The 17,372-nt window shown below is 47.6% G+C and carries 18 protein-coding genes; 11 read left to right on the top strand and 7 right to left on the bottom strand.

Annotated elements, in window-relative coordinates; all coding sequences use genetic code 11:
- The first annotated feature begins 85 nt into the window (after nucleotides 1-85).
- The gene (locus tag BMW94_RS27635; protein ID WP_091001890.1) at nucleotides 86-1,315 is read left to right on the top strand and encodes a family 8 glycosyl hydrolase; all 1,230 of its coding nucleotides are present in this window, start codon (nucleotides 86-88) and stop codon (nucleotides 1,313-1,315) included.
- A 254-nt stretch (nucleotides 1,316-1,569) separates the two neighbouring features.
- On the opposite strand, the gene BMW94_RS27630 is transcribed toward BMW94_RS27635, so the two are convergent.
- The 6 genes from BMW94_RS27630 to BMW94_RS27605 all read right to left on the bottom strand — a co-directional run bounded on the left by BMW94_RS27630 (nucleotide 1,570) and on the right by BMW94_RS27605 (nucleotide 8,324).
- Nucleotides 1,570-2,895 (bottom strand): 6-phospho-beta-glucosidase, encoded by a 1,326-nt coding sequence (locus BMW94_RS27630; RefSeq protein WP_091001889.1) that lies wholly within the window; start codon nucleotides 2,893-2,895, stop codon nucleotides 1,570-1,572.
- A 54-nt stretch (nucleotides 2,896-2,949) separates the two neighbouring features.
- A complete protein-coding gene (locus BMW94_RS27625; RefSeq protein ID WP_091001888.1) occupies nucleotides 2,950-3,942 on the bottom strand; it encodes an N-acetylglucosamine kinase in 993 nt (330 codons plus the stop codon).
- A 33-nt stretch (nucleotides 3,943-3,975) separates the two neighbouring features.
- Nucleotides 3,976-4,983 (bottom strand): LacI family DNA-binding transcriptional regulator, encoded by a 1,008-nt coding sequence (locus tag BMW94_RS27620; RefSeq protein WP_091001887.1) that lies wholly within the window; start codon nucleotides 4,981-4,983, stop codon nucleotides 3,976-3,978.
- 130 nt (nucleotides 4,984-5,113) lie between these two features.
- On the bottom strand, nucleotides 5,114-6,496 hold the full coding sequence (locus BMW94_RS27615; protein ID WP_091001886.1) for an ABC transporter substrate-binding protein: 1,383 nt from the start codon (nucleotides 6,494-6,496) through the stop codon (nucleotides 5,114-5,116).
- A gap of 53 nt (nucleotides 6,497-6,549) precedes the next feature.
- Complete coding sequence (locus tag BMW94_RS27610; RefSeq protein ID WP_091001885.1) at nucleotides 6,550-7,434, bottom strand: carbohydrate ABC transporter permease; 885 nt, start codon at nucleotides 7,432-7,434, stop codon at nucleotides 6,550-6,552.
- On the bottom strand, nucleotides 7,431-8,324 hold the full coding sequence (locus tag BMW94_RS27605; protein ID WP_091001884.1) for a carbohydrate ABC transporter permease: 894 nt from the start codon (nucleotides 8,322-8,324) through the stop codon (nucleotides 7,431-7,433). Before BMW94_RS27605 ends, BMW94_RS27610 begins: the two co-directional genes overlap by 4 nt.
- A gap of 440 nt (nucleotides 8,325-8,764) precedes the next feature.
- Between BMW94_RS27605 and BMW94_RS27600 the strand changes: the two genes are divergently transcribed.
- Together BMW94_RS27600 and BMW94_RS30690 are read left to right on the top strand one after the other, a co-directional pair.
- A complete protein-coding gene (locus BMW94_RS27600) occupies nucleotides 8,765-9,070 on the top strand; it encodes an LLM class flavin-dependent oxidoreductase (RefSeq protein ID WP_254790394.1) in 306 nt (101 codons plus the stop codon).
- On the top strand, nucleotides 9,042-9,212 hold the full coding sequence (locus tag BMW94_RS30690; protein ID WP_175480873.1) for a hypothetical protein: 171 nt from the start codon (nucleotides 9,042-9,044) through the stop codon (nucleotides 9,210-9,212). Before BMW94_RS27600 ends, BMW94_RS30690 begins: the two co-directional genes overlap by 29 nt.
- 112 nt (nucleotides 9,213-9,324) lie before the next feature.
- Here BMW94_RS30690 and BMW94_RS27595 read toward each other — a convergent pair whose 3' ends face one another.
- Nucleotides 9,325-9,750 carry a MaoC family dehydratase gene (locus BMW94_RS27595; RefSeq protein WP_091001883.1) on the bottom strand — a complete coding sequence of 142 codons (426 nt, stop codon included), beginning with the start codon at nucleotides 9,748-9,750 and terminating at the stop codon, nucleotides 9,325-9,327.
- 328 nt (nucleotides 9,751-10,078) lie between these two features.
- On the opposite strand from BMW94_RS27595, the gene BMW94_RS27590 reads away from it, so the two are divergent.
- The 8 genes from BMW94_RS27590 to BMW94_RS27555 all read left to right on the top strand — a co-directional run bounded on the left by BMW94_RS27590 (nucleotide 10,079) and on the right by BMW94_RS27555 (nucleotide 16,980).
- A complete protein-coding gene (locus BMW94_RS27590; protein WP_091001882.1) occupies nucleotides 10,079-11,068 on the top strand; it encodes a LacI family DNA-binding transcriptional regulator in 990 nt (329 codons plus the stop codon).
- Entirely contained in the window at nucleotides 11,061-11,942 is an 882-nt protein-coding gene (gene rbsK / locus BMW94_RS27585; RefSeq protein ID WP_091001881.1) for a ribokinase, read from the top strand. The genes BMW94_RS27590 and rbsK overlap by 8 nt, the downstream gene beginning before the upstream one ends.
- Nucleotides 11,939-12,340, top strand: a complete 402-nt coding sequence (rbsD, locus tag BMW94_RS27580) for a D-ribose pyranase (RefSeq protein ID WP_091001880.1) — start codon at nucleotides 11,939-11,941, stop codon at nucleotides 12,338-12,340. The genes rbsK and rbsD overlap by 4 nt, the downstream gene beginning before the upstream one ends.
- Nucleotides 12,341-12,355: 15 nt before the next feature.
- Entirely contained in the window at nucleotides 12,356-13,837 is a 1,482-nt protein-coding gene (locus BMW94_RS27575; protein ID WP_091001879.1) for a sugar ABC transporter ATP-binding protein, read from the top strand.
- Between the two features lies 1 nt (nucleotide 13,838).
- Entirely contained in the window at nucleotides 13,839-14,810 is a 972-nt protein-coding gene (rbsC, locus tag BMW94_RS27570; RefSeq protein WP_063562749.1) for an ABC transporter permease subunit, read from the top strand.
- Nucleotides 14,811-14,824: 14 nt separating this feature from the next.
- Nucleotides 14,825-15,754 carry a ribose ABC transporter substrate-binding protein RbsB gene (gene rbsB, locus BMW94_RS27565; protein ID WP_091001878.1) on the top strand — a complete coding sequence of 310 codons (930 nt, stop codon included), beginning with the start codon at nucleotides 14,825-14,827 and terminating at the stop codon, nucleotides 15,752-15,754.
- Between the two features lie 186 nt (nucleotides 15,755-15,940).
- Nucleotides 15,941-16,306 carry a hypothetical protein gene (locus BMW94_RS27560; RefSeq protein WP_091001877.1) on the top strand — a complete coding sequence of 122 codons (366 nt, stop codon included), beginning with the start codon at nucleotides 15,941-15,943 and terminating at the stop codon, nucleotides 16,304-16,306.
- A gap of 101 nt (nucleotides 16,307-16,407) precedes the next feature.
- The gene (locus tag BMW94_RS27555) at nucleotides 16,408-16,980 is read left to right on the top strand and encodes a TetR/AcrR family transcriptional regulator (RefSeq protein ID WP_063562746.1); all 573 of its coding nucleotides are present in this window, start codon (nucleotides 16,408-16,410) and stop codon (nucleotides 16,978-16,980) included.
- Nucleotides 16,981-17,372: the final 392 nt, after the last annotated feature.

The raw sequence follows: 17,372 nt of genomic DNA, 5'->3' as shown, positions 1-17,372 counted from the left end.
ACCATCAAGATGCTGCAACACACTATCGGCTTAAAGGTTATGTCATGGATCTAGACCCATTTGGACCTAAAAGGAGCGTAATTTTATGAGAAAAAACAGGAAATTTTCGTTTAGCAGCAAGGCTGTTACGATGTGTTGTCTCGCTTTTCTACTGATTCCGGCGGGTTTCGCTCTCGCCGCTCCGAACAAGCCGTTCCCGCAGCACACAACATATACCAACGGCTCGATCAAGCCTAACCATGTTACGCAAAGTGCGATGGATAGCTCCGTGAAAGCGAAATGGGACAGCTGGAAATCGGCTTATCTGAAAACGGCGGGCACAGGCAAGTATTATGTGAAGTATCAGTCCAACGGGGATACCGTATCTGAGGCACACGGGTACGGAATGCTGGCAACGGTTATAATGGCCGGTTATGACGGCAATGCGCAGACCTATTTCGACGGACTTTATCAATATTATAAAGCGCATCCGAGCGCCAATAATTCGAAATTGATGGCATGGAAACAAAACAGCAGCTTCCAGAACATTGAAGGCGCCGACTCGGCCACGGATGGAGACATGGACATTGCTTATTCGCTCCTGCTTGCGGACAAGCAGTGGGGTAGCAGCGGCAGTATCAACTACCTTCAGGCCGGCAAGGACATTATCAATGCCATCATGCAAAGTGACGTAAATCAGTCCCAATGGACGCTGCGTCTTGGCGACTGGGCAACGGATAATACGTTCAAAAATGCTACCCGTCCATCGGACTTTATGCTGAATCACTTGAAGGCGTTCCAGGCAGCAACGGGTGATGCCAGATGGGCGAACGTGATCGACAAAACCTATACCATTGTCAACTCCTTATACAACGGGTACAGCTCATCAACCGGATTGCTTCCAGACTTCGTCGTTCTGTCGGGCTCGACGTACAAGCCAGCTTCAGCCGATTTTCTGGAAGGGGCGAACGACGGCAGCTACGATTACAATTCGTGTCGTACGCCTTGGCGGATCGCAACGGATTACCTGATGACTGGTGACAGCCGGGCACTCAGTCAGCTCAATCAAATGAATAGCTGGATCTCAACCAAAGTAAGCGGTAATCCTAGCAACGTAAAGGATGGTTATAAACTCAACGGCACGGTTACAGGTTCCGGCGGCAGCGGCGCGTTCTATGCACCGTTTGGTGTCAGCGCTATGACCTCGTCCGTGAACCAAAACTGGCTGAATTCCGTCTGGACCAAAACGGCCGGCAGCTCCAATGAAGGCTACTATGAAGATAGCATCAAGCTGTTCTCTATGATCGTGATGTCCGGCAACTGGTGGACATACTAAGCAACTTATAATCCGAAGATTGCTCATATGCAAGCAGGCCGGGAGATTAGCTCCCGGCCTGCTTTTTTTATGGATAGAGAGCTAGGAGAATGTATTTAATGATTGATTTAAGAAAGCCTTATAGATGGAAAATGCCTAGAAACAACAAACCGCCATAGCTCAGGAAATCCTGGGATATGGCGGTTTCGTTTAATGTGAAAGTACGTCGATAGACGTTTTTCTTATGGTATCAGGACGAATGGATGATAGCCGAATTATGCTTTAGCTGCAGATTCAGTAAAGAACTGCGGCAAATATTCCTTGTTGGCTTCGAGCATTTCATCCAGCATCTGAATCGCCACTTCGACCGAAGGGACCAAAGGATGATGAGCCAATGCCTGTATGGCCAATCCACGATCGCCGGTCACGGCAGCATCGATGGCGAGGCGCTCATAGGTTTTAACCGCATGGATCAGTCCAACTGCCATTGGAGGAACCTTGGTCAACGGCAGGGGCAGTGGACCGGTTTTGGTGACCACGCAGTTGACTTCAATGCTGGCATCGTCTGGCAGGAAATTAATGATGCCTTGATTGGCTACGTTCAACGTCTGAATGTCATTCGTTCCGTTGTAGAGTGAGCGCATCAGGTTTACGGCTGCTTCGGAATAGAAGGCGCCCCCCCGCTGTTCCAGCTGTTTCGGTTTATCTTTCAGGTCCGGGTCATTGTAAAGCTCGAACAGTTCTTCTTCAACGCGTTTAACCACTTCCGCACGGTTGCCGCCTGTTTGTAAGGATTCCAGCTGCTCTTCAAGCATGGCGTCGGTCATATAAAAGTATTTCAGATAATAAGAAGGAAGGGCATGCAGGGATTGCAGGAATTCCGGATTCCACTCCCGTGCAGGCACGTTCTTCGCGCTGTAACCGGCTGTATCAGCCAGCATGTCATCCAGTTTGTCTTCTCCGTTCACATCAATACGCGTAATCCAGTGGAGATGGTTCAGGCCAACAAACTCGGCATAGACGCGGTCCGCTTCTACTCCGTATTTGGCTGAGGTTTGCTTGATTAGGCCGATCGGTGCATTACAGAGACCAATGCTTTTAACGTTGGAATACTTCAGAATGGCTTCCGTGACCATACCCGCCGGATTCGTAAAGTTCAGCAGCCAGGCATTAGGAGCGAGTTCTTCAATATCACGGCAGATATCAAGCAGGACCGGAATCGTCCGCAGCGCCTTCATCATGCCTCCGGGACCCGTGGTTTCCTGACCGATCACGCCGTATTTCAGGGGAATGGATTCATCGCGGCCACGGGCGTCAAGCATACCGACACGCATTTGAGTGCTTACGAAGTCCGCACCCTTGATGGCTTCGCGGCGGTCAAACGTCAGATGTACTTCAATGGGCAGACCCGATTTCTCCACCATGCGTTTGGCCAAGTTGCCGACAATATTCAGTTTGCGCTGTCCCGGCTCAATATCGACCAACCACAGCTCACGTACCGGAAGCTCGGCATGGTGAAGGATGAACCCCTCAACGAGCTCCGGAGTATAGGAAGATCCACCGCCGATTACCGCTATTTTCAGTCCTTGTTCGTATGCCATTTTGCACACTCCAGTCTTTTATGAATTTTTTGTAATGATAGTGTTTATAGACGTTTATCTTGTGGTTTGCTTGATATGTTCGAAGTCACGGAAGGCCCGCATTTTGTCATATACATCCTGGCTTACCGCATGTCCAGCCGCATCCATAGCAGACCATAAGGCACCGACAACAGGCTCGGTGGCCAACGTTACGATGGTCGCATTCGGAGCGATGGTTGCAACAGTCTGTTCAATTTTGCTGCGAATCCAGCCACGATCTCCCCTTGTTAGCAGACTTCCTGCCAGTATAACGTCAAAGGCGTCCTTTTCCATTCCAAGTTTGTGGATCACCGCAGCCGCTGATTTGCCAAGCTCTACGCCTTGACGGTTCAGAATTTCCAGAGCTACGGCATCGTCCTCTGCGGCAGCTTCAAATAGCAGCTTTGCTACATGGACAGGCACATGCTTGCCGTGATCCTGAAAGTCATCGAACATATCGCTGACACTGTCGTATCCAAGGAAGTTAAGCAGCAGGGGAGTCAGGAGCGTTGGCTGCTCACGGCCGTCCCAAGAACGGATGACAGAGCGGAACACCTCAATATTGAGGGAACCGCCACCGCCGAAATCACCGTACATATAATCAAAACCGCCGACCTGTATATGTTCTCCTGCCGGATTGCGGCCTGCGGAGTTGGTGCCTGTGCCGCAGATCAGCGCGACCCCGTAAGGCCGGTTCGTGCCTGCGCGCAGACCGATCATCGTGTCACAGTTAATCGAGTAGTTCTGGGTGAATCCGATTCCTTGAACCAGAGGGTGCAGGATTCGGTAATCTACCTTCCGGTCTGCGCCCGCAAGTCCGAAATAGGTGTGGGAGATTTCATGAATCCGCAGTCCTGCCTCGTTTAGAGCTCCTTCTGCAGCTTCCCGTATGCTTTGTGCGGCCAAGGCGCGGTCAATCTGGTGATTGCCGTTGCCGCCCATGCCTTTGCCAAGCACATTGCCGAAGTCATCGGTCAGCAGGGCGTATGTTTTTGTTCCTCCCCCATCGATTCCCAAGTAGTAAGCCAATGGTCGTCACTCCTATATATAAGGTTATATTTTTTATCCGGTCGTACCTTTTGTTGGTGATCCAGTAGATTCTCTCACGATGAGTTCAGGATCGATCCTTACATTAGCCCCGCGTTTCATCGTACCGTCCATGCGTTTCAACAGCATATCCGCAGCGGCGACCCCAATGCGGTCGGCAGGCTGCCGGACCGTTGTCAGATGGGGGTGCAGCTTGGATGAAATATACTGATCGTCATAGCCGACGATAGCTACCTGTTCAGGCACCTTGATGCCTTTTTCCATAAGGGCGTTCACGACCCCAAGCGCGATATGGTCATCGCCCGCGAACACTGCGGAGGGAAGACGTCCTTCCCTCAGCCATTTGCGGCAGATGTCATAACCAAAATCGATTTCGAAATCGCCTGTAATCATGTCGAACGGAGTAAGGTCTTTTTCCTTAAGTGCCTCCAGGAAACCGTTGCGGCGCTCTTTCGTACTGCGGAACATGTCGTCTCCGCTGATGTGCGCAATGGAGGTATGGCCGAGATCAAGCAGGTGCTTCGTAGCGGCATAGCCGCCTTTGTAGTTATCGATAGTTACCGAAAAAGCATCGTTCTCCGGTTTCTGATTGTCGATCAGCACATAAGGAATATTGCGTCGCTTCAGTTCCACAATGTAGTTATCCTCTTCTATCGGTGAGAGCAGAATAAGTCCGTCCACCCGGTCCTCTTGAATCAGGTAATGACTTCCATCCGAGCCAATGCCCGTAGAGACCGAAACGGCAAGAAAATAGCCGTGAAGTGAAAGCACTTCGTTCAGCTCTTTAACGACGGTGTCGAAGAAGGAGTCCTGAAGCGTGGTCATAATCAATCCGACGATTCCTGTTTTGCCGCGAGCTAAACTGCGCGCAGCAGCGTTGGGATAATAATCGAGCTCCTTAATCGCGTCGAGCACCTTTTGTCTATTTTTCTCACGAACGGATTCAGCACCATTGAGTACCCGAGAAACCGTTACAACGGATAAACCTGATTTCTTTGCAACATCAAATATACTAACCTTCATTGTTTACTCTCCTTGCGGCAGATTTTCCGTACTTTATATTGACTTAACATTAGTATACATGTACGGAGGCTTAGCCGCGAAGCTAATTTGATAGATGCACCGCCCCTTGCGGGACGGCACAACTCTAGCGTTAACGATTGATAATTTCCATGACCTTTTTCTGAATCGTCGGCATCACTTCTTCAACGGTGTTGTGTCCGGTATCAATCGGCTGCATCTCGTTGATGAACATGTCGTTGATCTGAGAATAGTGGGTGATCAGGTGGTTATAGGATTCAAATCCGTATTTTACAGCACCTTCGTAAACCTTCTTCACATCTGCTGGATCGATACCATCAAAATGCTTGTAATAGGATTCGGCTGCCTTCGTATTTACAGGAGGGTTGCCACCGCTCAGTTCGATGGATTTTTCCTGAATTTCGTCGCTGACGAGATATTTGATCCATTCAAAAGCTTCTTTCGGATGCTTGGAGCCCTTCAGAATCAAGAGCGGATCGACGAACAGCACGCTGCGTACCTTGTCATTGCCGCCAGCAGGCACTGCAGCAACGCCAACCTTGAAAGGGAAATCATTGGAGCCCGCAAGGCTCCATGAGCCGCTGACGGTCATACCGACCTTGCCGGTTACGAAGGCATCGCCGTTTTGCCCCGCTACGCTTTTGCTCCATTCCGTTGTCGGAGACACTTTATCTTTGAGGATCAAGTTGAACAGCTTGTTATAGGCTGCGATGACTTCCGGCGAATCGAAATGAGTCTCGGATGGTACACCGCCGTTGGTCCAGGTATCCTCGGAGTAGGGTTCGGCTCCAAAATAAAGCGGGCGCATATCGCGCTCGGACCATGTGAAGTCAACGCCATATTGGGTTTTGGCAATATCAATGGATACATGCGTCATTTGCTTCGCGTCTTGGACCATTTTGTCAAACGTCCAGCTCTTGTCCTCGTAATCGCTTGGAGGATAAGGAACGTTGGCAGCGTCGAACATGTCTTTGTTATAGAGCATCAGAGAGACGTACATGTTGACCGGGATACCGTAGACATGGTCTTTGACGGTATAGATTTTCATGAGGTCATCCGGGATGCTGTAGTCGGAAGCTTTAAACCCGTCTTCCTTGATAATGTCGTTCATGTCGAGCAGCATGTCTTTGTTGTAATACTCCGCAAAACCGCCGTAACCATAGTGACTTGTGACATCAGGTGATTTGCCCCCGGCAATCAGCGTTTGAAGTTTACTGTCGAACTGCTCGTAAGGAGCTTTCTCGATTTTCACCTTAATATTCGGATGTTGGGCTTCAAAATCCGGAACGAGCTTTTCAATAAAGGTGCGATCCTCGGAATCGATGGTGTAGTGCGTTATGGTTACTTGCCCACCTGAGTTAGCGCTATCGCCATCGTTACCAGGTACGACATCTCCCGCTGATTTGCCGCCGCTACAGCCGGACAAAGCCAATACGACGAGCATGCTGGTCGCAAGCAAAAGTGTAAAAGACTTTTTGATCCTTATCGTTTTCATGAACTACAGTCCCCCATATATTCAAGTTTTTTGCCGCCCCTGCGGCGGAGTCTTTACTTGATGCCTGTAAGTACAATTCCTTCCACAAACCGCTTCTGGGCTATCGCAAACAGGGTCACGATCGGCAGCATGGCGAGTACGGAGGCGACCATGAGCAGATGCCACGGCGGAATTCGAAAACGCGAAGATGTGAAGGAAGACATACCGACCGGAAGCGTAAACTTATCTGATGAGCTTAAATAGAGCACAGGTGTCAAAAGGTCATTCCAGCTGTAGATGAAGGCAAAGATCGCAACGGTTGCAAGTGCTGGACCAGACAGAGGCAAAGCAATCTGTCGCCACATCCGGAACTCGCTGCAGCCATCGATACGTCCGGCGTCAAACAGCTCATCCGGCAGCGTGGTAAAGAACTGTCGCAGCAAAAAGATGTTGTATGCTGAACCGAAAAACGCAGGGACAATCAGCGGCAGGAAGGTATCGATCCAGTTCAGCTTGGAAAAGAGAATGAACTGTGGAATCATAATCGCTGGATATGGAAGCATCATGGTGCTGAGCATGAGCATGAACCACAAGTTGCTGCCCTTGCCCCGATATCTGGCGAAGCCATAGCCTGCAAGCGCCGACGAAAACAGGGTGCCGACAACAGTCAAAATGCCGATAATGAGACTGTTCATATACATTTGACCGAAGTTCAGCGTGTTGAAAATTTCTCTGTAGTTACTCCACTGCCAGGACTCCGGCAGAAAGGTCGGAGGAAACGTCAGCAGTTCCTTCTTCGATTTCAGTGAGGTAGAGACCATGAAAAACAAAGGGAGGAGCATGAGAAAGGTGGTGACCACCAGGGCAATGAAGCTGGCAATGCTAACCGCATCGATTTTGCGCCGGCGTTTATTCACAGAAGGTGAAGCCCCTGGGCCGGCAGTCGGAATCGTACTCATTTGCGTCCGCCTCCTTCATAGTGAACATAACGGTTCGAGAGTTTGATAATAAGCGCTGTAAACGCCATGACGACGATCAGCAGTACCCAAGCGAGTGCCGAGGAGTAGCCCGCTCTGTATTCCTTGAAGGCGCTGGTGTACAGGTTGTAAACGTAGAACCAGGTCGAGTAGTTTGGACCCCCTTGGGTCATTACATACGCCTGCGTAAATACTTGGAAGGAATCAATGACGCCCATAATCAGCTGGAACAAAAGTACCGGTGAAATCATGGGCAGCGTAACGTTCAGGAAAATGCGGAAGCGTCCCGCACCGTCAAGCCTGGCGGCTTCCACGAGGCTTGAAGGAACGCCCTGAAGTCCCGCAAGGAACAAAATCATGCCTGAGCCCACCGTCCAGAAGGACATAATCATCAGAGCGTAAAGCGCATAATCGGGGCTCATGAGCCAGGCTGGGCCACTAATGCCGAACCAGGACAGCACGTAATTGAACAGACCGATAGATGGGTTGAAAATCCAGTACCACAGCAAGGACATGGCGACGCCGGATACCATGCTCGGAAAATACATGGCCGTGCGGAAAAATCCGCGGAACGGTATTTTCGCATTGAGCAGGAGAGCAAATCCAAGTGCCAGCAGCAGCTGGATCGGTACACTGATAAAGGTATAGCGCACCGTTACGACAACAGATTTCCAAAACAGGTCATTTTGAAACATTTCTTTGTAATTCGCGAGTCCGACATATTTCGGCGGGTGGATAATGTCATAGTCCGTGAAGCTGTAATAAAGGGATGACAGAATCGGATACAAGGCAAACACGAAGAAACCGATAAGCCATGGAGAGATAAAGAGGTACATGTAAAATGTCTGCCGCCGGCTTTCGCGATGGGTCACATAAACACCAACCTTTCTATTGAATTTAAAGTTATAACGCTTTAACTTTCAAAGTTTAGTTTCCCATAAATAAAAGGTTTCATATGATGTTATGTAATTGAAAGTTAAAGTGCTTTAACTTTATTATCCGGACTGATGACAATATCATAGTGGATGGTTTCTCATTTATCAACCCTTTTTTTGGATGGTTGTAAGCGCTGCCTTCGTTGAAGGTTCCGAAGCTCTTTCAAGACGTCTGACAAAGGCTGATACAGAAAGGTTTGGCGGATATTCAAGCCCTCGGAAATTCATGGAATTTCTTTGGAGGAAGTTTCACGAAATAACGATATTTTTAGGGAAAGTGTCCATCAATGCCATCAATTATATTGATTGATCTATAAACCTTTTCTACTGCATATAAATTAGTTGGAAAAAAGCAGAGCAAAAGGAGTGATTATTACGTGACCAAATCCATGCATTTGGCGTTATTTCTTGAACCTAAAGGCTGCCACTATGCGGGGTGGCGCTTCAATCCGAAGCAGGACGCCAGCCCTGTTGATTGGAAAATGTTCAAACATCCTCATGTTTCCCGCACACTTGCCACTTTGGATCATATCAGTGGTGGCCGTGCGGCCTGGAACGTAGTGACTTCGACGAGTGACGGGCAATCGAACAATTTTACGAACCGCTTCCGTTTGCTCAGTCATACGGACCGATATCAGAAAGCCGAGCAATTTATTGAATCCGTCAAACTGGTCACAGCATAAGCTGAGTGATCCGTTTCCTGACATTTTGGACCAGATTGAGCGCAAGGAGCGTTTTGCTTCTATGCTGAACAAGGCGCGTACCGAGCAGATGACCGTAGAAGGTTTTGCCAAGTGGATCGGTTCTTCCGGTTATTCGTTCTGAATATGGTGGTGATCCGCTGCGGCAGCATTTGGGCCTAAGTAAGCCAGTGAATCGCTGGACACAACAGGCTCATGTGTAATGAGGATCACTCATTTAAGTAGCTGGCCCAAATTCAATTACTAATCAGAGCACTCAATTCTGCTTGAAAGACCTTTTCATCGTTTTGATTAAAAGTAGTCAGCAGCACGGTAACAATTCCACCACTGCTCCTTCTTGAAGACAATTCAATTACTTCGGCTAGAACACTAATTTCATCATCTGGAAACACAGGTTTGATAAACTTTATATTATTCATACCCGTTCCTGCGACAACATCTTCTCCGTATATCCCGAGTTCCACCCAAAGCTTGAAGGATGTGCTCATCGTCTGCATACCCGAAGCAATGAGGCTGCCGAACCGGCCTTCTTTGGCTTTGGCTTCATCTAGATGCATATATTGAGGATCATAAATTTTCGCAAAATCAATAATATCCTTCTTTGACAATTGAATAGAATGGGTTCTATAGGACTTGCCTATAATATACTCGTTAAATTTCAATGATGTACACCTCCAATATCTACTCTAATGGATAGGTCGAATTTATAGCAAGCAGTGCTCAGCTAGAACATGTATCTTAAAGTTCTATTATAACCATGCCGCGCATTGATTTAGTATCCAGGTTACAGTCCACCGTCGAAGGAAGTTGTTTAATTTTGATGGAATATATTGATCAGCTCGTGAAGATGCTAGGGCATAATAATGCAACTTTAATCTGGTCTCTTTCTGGTGACTTGGATAAATTTCCAGTAATAAAAGGATTGTCAAACTGAAAAAAATATGATATTTTCATATCTGTAACCGGTTACACACATAGGAGTGAACGTTCATGACAACAATTAAAGATGTAGCTAATTTGGCTGGCGTTTCAGTAGCCACTGTATCAAGGGTCATTAATGAAAGAGGTTATGTTCATGCGGACACTCGCAAGAAAGTGGAGGAGGCGGTCAAGCAGCTTAACTTCTCTCCCAATGAGGTGGCCCGCTCTTTATACAAGCGTAAGTCCAAATTGATTGGCCTGCTGTTACCCGATATTGCAAACCCTTACTTTCCGCAGCTTGCACGCGGCGTAGAGGACCGGATGCAGGAGCAGGATTTCAGATTGATTTTCGGAAATAGTGATGAGGATGAACAGAAGGAAAAGGATTACATCCAGACTTTTATCCAGAATAATGTAGTCGGCGTAATCTCTTCAACGAATTACCCTCATTCTTCAATATATGAGAACTTGAAGATCCCTGTGGTGTTTCTGGACAGAACACCTCTGGACAGTCCCTCCGTATTTGCGGATGGCAGAGAGGGTGGACGTCTGGCTGCACGGGAGATTATCAAGCGTGGAAGTCGCCGAATTACGGTTATGCAGGGACCGGCACATATCAAACCTGCACAGGATCGTTTTGAAGGCGCAATCGAGAGCATACGTCAGGCTGGTCTGGATTACCGCGTAATCCAAACGACATCCTTTTCCTTTAACGATGTTGGGTTATGGGCGGATGAGCTTTTTAGCAAGTACGGCGATACCGACGGAGTCATTGCAAGTAATGACATCGCAGCTATGGCGGTATTGCACGAGGCATTGCGAATCGGTAAAAAAGTTCCGGAGGATATGCAAATTATCGGCTTCGACGATATCCCGATGAGCAGCCTGCTATCACCGGCATTGTCGACCATTCGCCAACCGGCATACGAGATGGGAAGGGAAGCTGCCGGTTTGCTTATCAAACTGGTGGAACAAGCTCCAATCGAAAACAAACACATACAGCTTCCAGTCAGTTTCATTGAACGGGGCACAACAAGAAAGGTGAATTCAGATGGCTAAAATATGCGTAATTGGCAGCAGCTCCATGGATCTGGTTGTCACTTCCTCAAAACGGCCTGGGGCGGGTGAAACCGTCCTTGGCGACAGCTTCAAAACAGTTCCTGGCGGCAAAGGAGCCAATCAGGCAGTTGCTGCCGCAAGGCTGGGGGCCGACGTTTCCATGATCGGCCGGGTGGGCGATGACACTTTTGGTACAGCCATTTTAAATAATTTCAAAGCAAATCGTGTAAATACGCAGAATGTGAAACCGGTTACACATATGGAGAGCGGTACGGCTCATATCGTGCTGGCTGAAGGTGATAATAGTATCGTGGTGGTTGAAGCGGCAAATCGTGAAGTTACACCAGCCTATGTCGATGAAGCGGCAGAAGTGATCCAACGTGCAGATATCGTACTGATTCAGCAGGAAATCCCGGAGGAAACCGTTGTTCGTGTCAGCGAGATTTGCTCCCAAAGCGGAACTCCGCTGTTATTGAATCCAGCGCCAGCGAGAAAAGTACCGGATGAGGTCATCGACAAAGCTGCTTATATCACGCCGAACGAGCATGAGGCCGAGATATTGTTTCAGGGCATGACTCCGGCAGAGGCGCTGCGCAAATATCCAAACAAGTTGTTTATTACGGAGGGCAGCAACGGAGTTAGATATTTTGACGGCGAACAGGAGATCGTTGTACCTACTTATAAAGTGGAACCAGTGGATACAACCGGAGCAGGTGATACGTTTAACGCCGCATTTGCGGTCGCTCTGGCGGAAGGAAAACCGCTACAAGACAGCATTAGATTCGCCAACCGGGCTGCATCGCTATCTGTGACCAAGTTCGGCGCACAAGGAGGCATGCCAACACGGGATGAAGTGGAGGAAAGCCTTAAATGAAGAAGCAGGGTATATTGAACAGTCACATCTCCAAGGTATTATCTGATCTGGGTCACACGGACATGATTGTCATCGCGGATGCTGGCCTTCCGGTTCCAGAAGGGGTGCTCAAAATCGATTTGTCCCTGAAACTGGGGACACCCAGTTTTCAAGAAATCGTGGAGCTTATTGCGGACGATATGGTCGTTGAGAAAGTGATTCTGGCAGCAGAGATCCAGGCAGGGAATCCAGAAGCTTTGCAATATATGACCGAGAAATTTGGCGATGAAGCCATTGACGTTTCCATCAGTCATGAACAATTCAAGGCGTTGACCCGGAATGCCAAAGTCGTCATTCGTACGGGCGAAGCTACGCCGTATGCCAATTGCATTTTACAATCGGGCGTCATTTTCGGTTAAAAGGGGGACGGTATCATGCTTATTCAGATGCAAGACATATATAAAGCGTTTGGCACCAACCAAGTGCTAAGCGGGGTTGATTTCGAACTGAAAGAAGGCGAGGTTCATGCCCTGATGGGAGAGAACGGGGCTGGAAAATCCACGCTAATGAACATTTTGATCGGTCTTCATGGGCGGGATCAGGGAACCATCTCCATTGACGGCAAAGAAACCTATTTTGCCAATCCGAAGGAAGCTGAGAAGATGGGGCTTGCTTTTATCCACCAAGAGTTAAACGTTTGGCCGGAAATGACGGTGCTTGATAATCTCTTCATAGGTAAGGAAATAACTTCGTCTTTTGGATTGCTTAATTCAAGACAAATGAGAGCGCTTGCCACTGAGCAGTTTGCCAAGCTTTCCGTACAGATTCCGCTGGATCGTCCTGCCGGGGAATGTTCTGTCGGTCAGCAGCAAATGATTGAAATTGCCAAAGCACTGATGACCGACGCCAAAGTAATCATCATGGATGAGCCCACGGCGGCGCTTACGGAGCGGGAGATTCAGAAGTTGTTCGGCGTGATCACTTCGCTTAAGGAAAACGGTGTTTCCATCGTATATATCTCGCACCGGATGGAGGAGATTTTCACCATTTGCGACCGGATTACGATCATGCGTGACGGTAAAACGGTAGATACCAAGGCGATCCCGGAGACCAGTTTTGACGAAGTGGTGCGGAAGATGGTCGGACGGGAACTTACGGAACGATATCCGGCACGCAATCCTTCGTATGGTGAAGTGGTCCTGGAAGTAAGGAACGCAAGCAGCAAAGGATTGTTCCAAAATATCAACTTTACGGTGAGAGCAGGCGAGATCCTCGGGTTCTCCGGGCTGATGGGTTCGGGACGGACAGAGATCATGCGGTCGATTTTCGGTTTGGAGCCTCTGGACGGTGGCGAAATTATGATTCGAGGCAAAAAGGCTCATATTCGGAAGCCTGCCGACGCGGTTAAACATGGAATTGGATTTATTACGGAAGACCGGAAAGATGAAGGTTTGGTATTAGATTTCTCCATTCGCGAGAACATGGCTTTACCCAATCTGTTCAGCTTCTCAAGTAAGGGGTTCATCTCGACTCAGAAAGAACAGGAATTCGTAGATACGCTCATCAAACGTTTGCAAATCAAGACGCAGTCCTCTGAGACGGCAGCACGAAACCTGTCAGGGGGCAACCAGCAGAAGGTGGTTATCGCCAAATGGGTCGGCATTGGCCCAAGTGTGCTCATCCTGGATGAGCCGACACGGGGCGTGGACGTTGGTGCCAAACGAGAGATTTATCAGTTAATGAACGAGCTGACTGACCGCGGAGTTGCCATCATTATGGTATCTTCCGAGCTGCCTGAAGTGCTTGGCATGAGCGATCGAATCGCGGTTGTGCATGAGGGACGCATTAGCGGTGAACTGGCAAAAGAAGAGGCAACACAGGAAAACATTATGACATTGGCTACAGGGGGACAATGATATGACAACTTTGCAGGAAAACCAACCCGCCAAAAGCGGTTTCCGCTTGACGAATCTAACACAGAAATTAGGTCCGTTGCTCGGACTGATCATTCTGATTATCATCGTGTCGGTATTGAATCCAAGCTTTTTGGAACCGCTTAATATATTAAATCTATTGCGTCAGGTTTCGATTAACGCTCTGATTGCCTTTGGCATGACATTTGTCATTCTGACAGGTGGCATCGACTTGTCGGTGGGCTCCATTCTGGCTTTATCTAGCGCCTTTGTAGCCAATATGATGCTATCTGGCCTGGATCCGATTCTGTCGATCATTATCGGGGTTGCGCTCGGCGGTGTCATGGGTATGGTGAACGGACTTATGATAACAAAAGGCAAGATGGCTCCATTTATTGCTACATTGGCGACGATGACGGTGTTCCGTGGATTGACGCTGGTATATACGAACGGTAATCCGATTACCGGATTGGGTGATAGCCTGCTGTTCCAACTGTTCGGTCGTGGTTATATGCTAGGCATACCGGTTCCAGCAATCACAATGCTCATTACTTTCGTCATTCTGTGGACGATTTTGCACAAAACTTCTTTCGGCCGTAAAACGTACGCGCTTGGTGGCAATGAGAAAGCATCTATCATCTCAGGCATTAAAGTGCATCGCGTAAAAATCATGATTTACTCCCTGGTAGGTATGCTGTCAGCGCTGGCAGGCGCGATCCTGACTTCTCGTCTGAATTCGGCACAGCCAACGGCTGGTACTTCATATGAACTGGATGCTATTGCTGCTGTTGTTCTGGGTGGAACAAGCCTATCAGGTGGTAGAGGACGGATCGTAGGCACACTGATTGGGGTGCTGATTATCGGCGTGTTGAACAATGGTTTGAACCTGCTCGGAGTGAACTCGTTTTATCAAATGGTTGTAAAAGGTGTCGTTATTGCCATCGCTGTCCTGCTGGACCGCAAGAAAACGGCTTAAGGAGAGAAGCGAACATGAAAAAACTAACCATATTGCTTGTAAGCGTAATGATGATCGTTCTGGCAGGATGCTCTCTGGAGCCTCCGGGTTGGGCTAAGCCCGACTCTGCCGGAAGCAATGGACAGAAAAAAATCGGCCTGTCAGTTTCCACGTTGAATAATCCATTCTTTGTTTCCCTCAAGGACGGAGTCGTTGCGGAAGCCAAAAAACAAGGAATTCAGGTCATCGTGGTTGACGCTCAGAATGATTCAGCCAAACAAACCAATGATGTGGACGACCTGATTCAACAGGGCGTGGATGCTCTGCTGATTAACCCTGCGGATTCCGCGGCAATCTCAACGGCTGTTCAATCGGCCAATAGCGTGGGTATTCCAGTAATTACATTGGACCGTTCCGCAGACAAAGGCGACGTGGCAGCATTGGTCGCATCCGATAACGTCAAAGGTGGACAAATGGCGGCGGAATATTTCGTAAAACAGCTTGGCGAGGGAGCAAAAGTGATTGAACTTGAGGGTGTACCCGGAGCTTCCGCAACAAGAGAGCGGGGGAAAGGTTTCCACGAGATTGCTGACCAAAAACTTAATGTGGTTGCGAAGCAGTCTGCCGATTTTGATCGTTCCAAAGGTTTGAATGTGATGGAGAATCTGCTGCAGGGCAATCCTGACGTGCAGGCGGTATTTGCCCATAACGACGAGATGGCATTGGGGGCGATCGAAGCGATCCAAAGTTCTGGTAAAGACATTCCCGTGATTGGATTTGACGGCAATGATGATGCGATCAAATCCATTAAGGACGGAAAGTTGACAGCAACAGTCGCTCAGCAGCCCGTACTGATTGGCCAGCTGGCGGTGCAAGCTGCTCTGGATGTGCTGAGCGGCAAGCAGGTAGAAAAATCAATCCCTGCTGAATTGAAGCTGTTGACCAAGGAAAACGCAAACGATTAATTTAACATGTACGTCCCGTTCTGGACAAAATGTCTAGGGCGGGATTTTTAATTTATCCATCTGCTACGGTGAAAAAGACAGTTAACATTGAAACCTGCGGTAGTTTTTGCCCGTTATATTATTGATCGCACCTCGCGGGAAATGTAAATTAGTTGTATGCATGAGAAAAGGAGAGGTTAGCACTACATGGAAAATGTATCAGAAGAAGAAAAATTGCTATCCATTCAAGCTTTCCAATCGACCATACGCAAATCCGAAAACGCCTTGACTAATTTGACTCAGAAAGGGAATAACACTACTTTATTAAATAAACGACTCAATGCCTTAAACATTGGTTTGGCAATGCTGGAAACGGTTTGGAATCAAGAAGCTCATCAGTACACCAAGGAAGAGTTAGCAGAAGCTCGAAATGTTCTGATTGGATTATTCCCATCACTTGAGAACAGTTATAATAAGTCCAAAGCGGGCAGCCCTCAAAAGACGCTTTTAAGAAGAAGAATCAAGGCATTCGAATTAGCTGTTCAAGCCATGGATGACGTTGTGAAAAAATAAATCTTCTTTTGCGCATGTCATCCCTGTAATCTATGCACTTGTTCATTTTTAGTATGCCGATGGTTCACTCCAATGTATAATGATGATTCGAGGTGATGAGGATGGCAAGATCCAAAGAATTTGAAGTTAATGAAGTATTAGATAAAGCCATACAATTGTTCTGGGCCCAAGGATATGAGAAAACTTCAATGCAGGATTTGGTTGGATTTATGGGCATTCACCGCAGAAGTATCTATGATACATTTGGGGATAAGCATGCTCTGTTTATGAAAGCTCTTGAACGATATGAAACGAAGCAGACCAACAAAATGAGCTTTCTGATTGATACACAAAAACCAATCAAAGAGATCATTCGAGCATTGTTTGAGTCAACAATAAGAAATGAAGGACAACCTTTAGGATGTTTTCTTGTAAACTCAGGCGTAGAACTGGGCGTATTGGATCCTGAAGTTGCATCCTTGGTTAATGAGAGTTACTTGCGAACAGAGGAATTCTTGAGAAACCTTGTTCTGGAAGGCCAGCAAAAGGGTGAAATCAAGGCTGACATTGATCCTGTAGTTATTTCTCATTATTTGATGAATGCATGGGTGGGGATACGTACGTTGGTTAAGACCACTACGGATCAGCAAAAATTAACAAATATTATGGATATGACATTATCCGTTTTAGATTGAAAGTGGAGTTACACCTTGGATGGCAAAGAGGGAGTTGTCTCCACAAAGGCTGATTTGTTTTAGTGATACAGGTTCTTATTCTGTTAACGTTATAAAGAACTTGTATCGCATGTCTGGAAAAACGATAGTTCTTCATTCCCACAACAACATATTTTATAGACAGAAAATAATTCTTTACTGTTCGTTCTAGAAATGCTATTCTAAATAGCAAGTTAGATCTAACTGTTTTTTTGTAATATTGAGAATGATCGTTCTAAAATGTTTTTTGAAAGCTTATCTATACTAAAATACATGTTGAGAAGTCCAGCGGTATGATGTCAAGCTCCTAAATGTGTTGAATTGGAAATTCTCCTTAGGAAAAGCATCAGTAGCCGAAAAAAATGGCATCAGCA

The organism is Paenibacillus sp. OK003 (assembly GCF_900109515.1).
GTDB lineage: Bacteria > Bacillota > Bacilli > Paenibacillales > Paenibacillaceae > Paenibacillus > Paenibacillus marchantiae.
The sequence above is the reverse complement of the archived record's forward strand: the minus strand, read 5'-3'. Positions and strand labels throughout refer to the sequence as shown.

What these genes read in the sequence shown, in the direction of transcription:
- BMW94_RS27635 (WP_091001890.1), top strand. Translation starts at nt 86, where the DNA reads ATGAGAAAAAACAGGAAATTTTCGTTTAGCAGCAAGGCTGTTACGATG.
- BMW94_RS27630 (WP_091001889.1), bottom strand. Translation starts at nt 2,895, where the DNA reads ATGGCATACGAACAAGGACTGAAAATAGCGGTAATCGGCGGTGGATCT.
- BMW94_RS27620 (WP_091001887.1), bottom strand. Translation starts at nt 4,983, where the DNA reads ATGAAGGTTAGTATATTTGATGTTGCAAAGAAATCAGGTTTATCCGTT.
- BMW94_RS27615 (WP_091001886.1), bottom strand. Translation starts at nt 6,496, where the DNA reads ATGAAAACGATAAGGATCAAAAAGTCTTTTACACTTTTGCTTGCGACC.
- BMW94_RS27610 (WP_091001885.1), bottom strand. Translation starts at nt 7,434, where the DNA reads ATGAGTACGATTCCGACTGCCGGCCCAGGGGCTTCACCTTCTGTGAAT.
- BMW94_RS27590 (WP_091001882.1), top strand. Translation starts at nt 10,079, where the DNA reads ATGACAACAATTAAAGATGTAGCTAATTTGGCTGGCGTTTCAGTAGCC.
- rbsK (WP_091001881.1), top strand. Translation starts at nt 11,061, where the DNA reads ATGGCTAAAATATGCGTAATTGGCAGCAGCTCCATGGATCTGGTTGTC.
- rbsD (WP_091001880.1), top strand. Translation starts at nt 11,939, where the DNA reads ATGAAGAAGCAGGGTATATTGAACAGTCACATCTCCAAGGTATTATCT.
- BMW94_RS27575 (WP_091001879.1), top strand. Translation starts at nt 12,356, where the DNA reads ATGCTTATTCAGATGCAAGACATATATAAAGCGTTTGGCACCAACCAA.
- rbsC (WP_063562749.1), top strand. Translation starts at nt 13,839, where the DNA reads ATGACAACTTTGCAGGAAAACCAACCCGCCAAAAGCGGTTTCCGCTTG.
- rbsB (WP_091001878.1), top strand. Translation starts at nt 14,825, where the DNA reads ATGAAAAAACTAACCATATTGCTTGTAAGCGTAATGATGATCGTTCTG.
- BMW94_RS27560 (WP_091001877.1), top strand. Translation starts at nt 15,941, where the DNA reads ATGGAAAATGTATCAGAAGAAGAAAAATTGCTATCCATTCAAGCTTTC.
- BMW94_RS27555 (WP_063562746.1), top strand. Translation starts at nt 16,408, where the DNA reads ATGGCAAGATCCAAAGAATTTGAAGTTAATGAAGTATTAGATAAAGCC.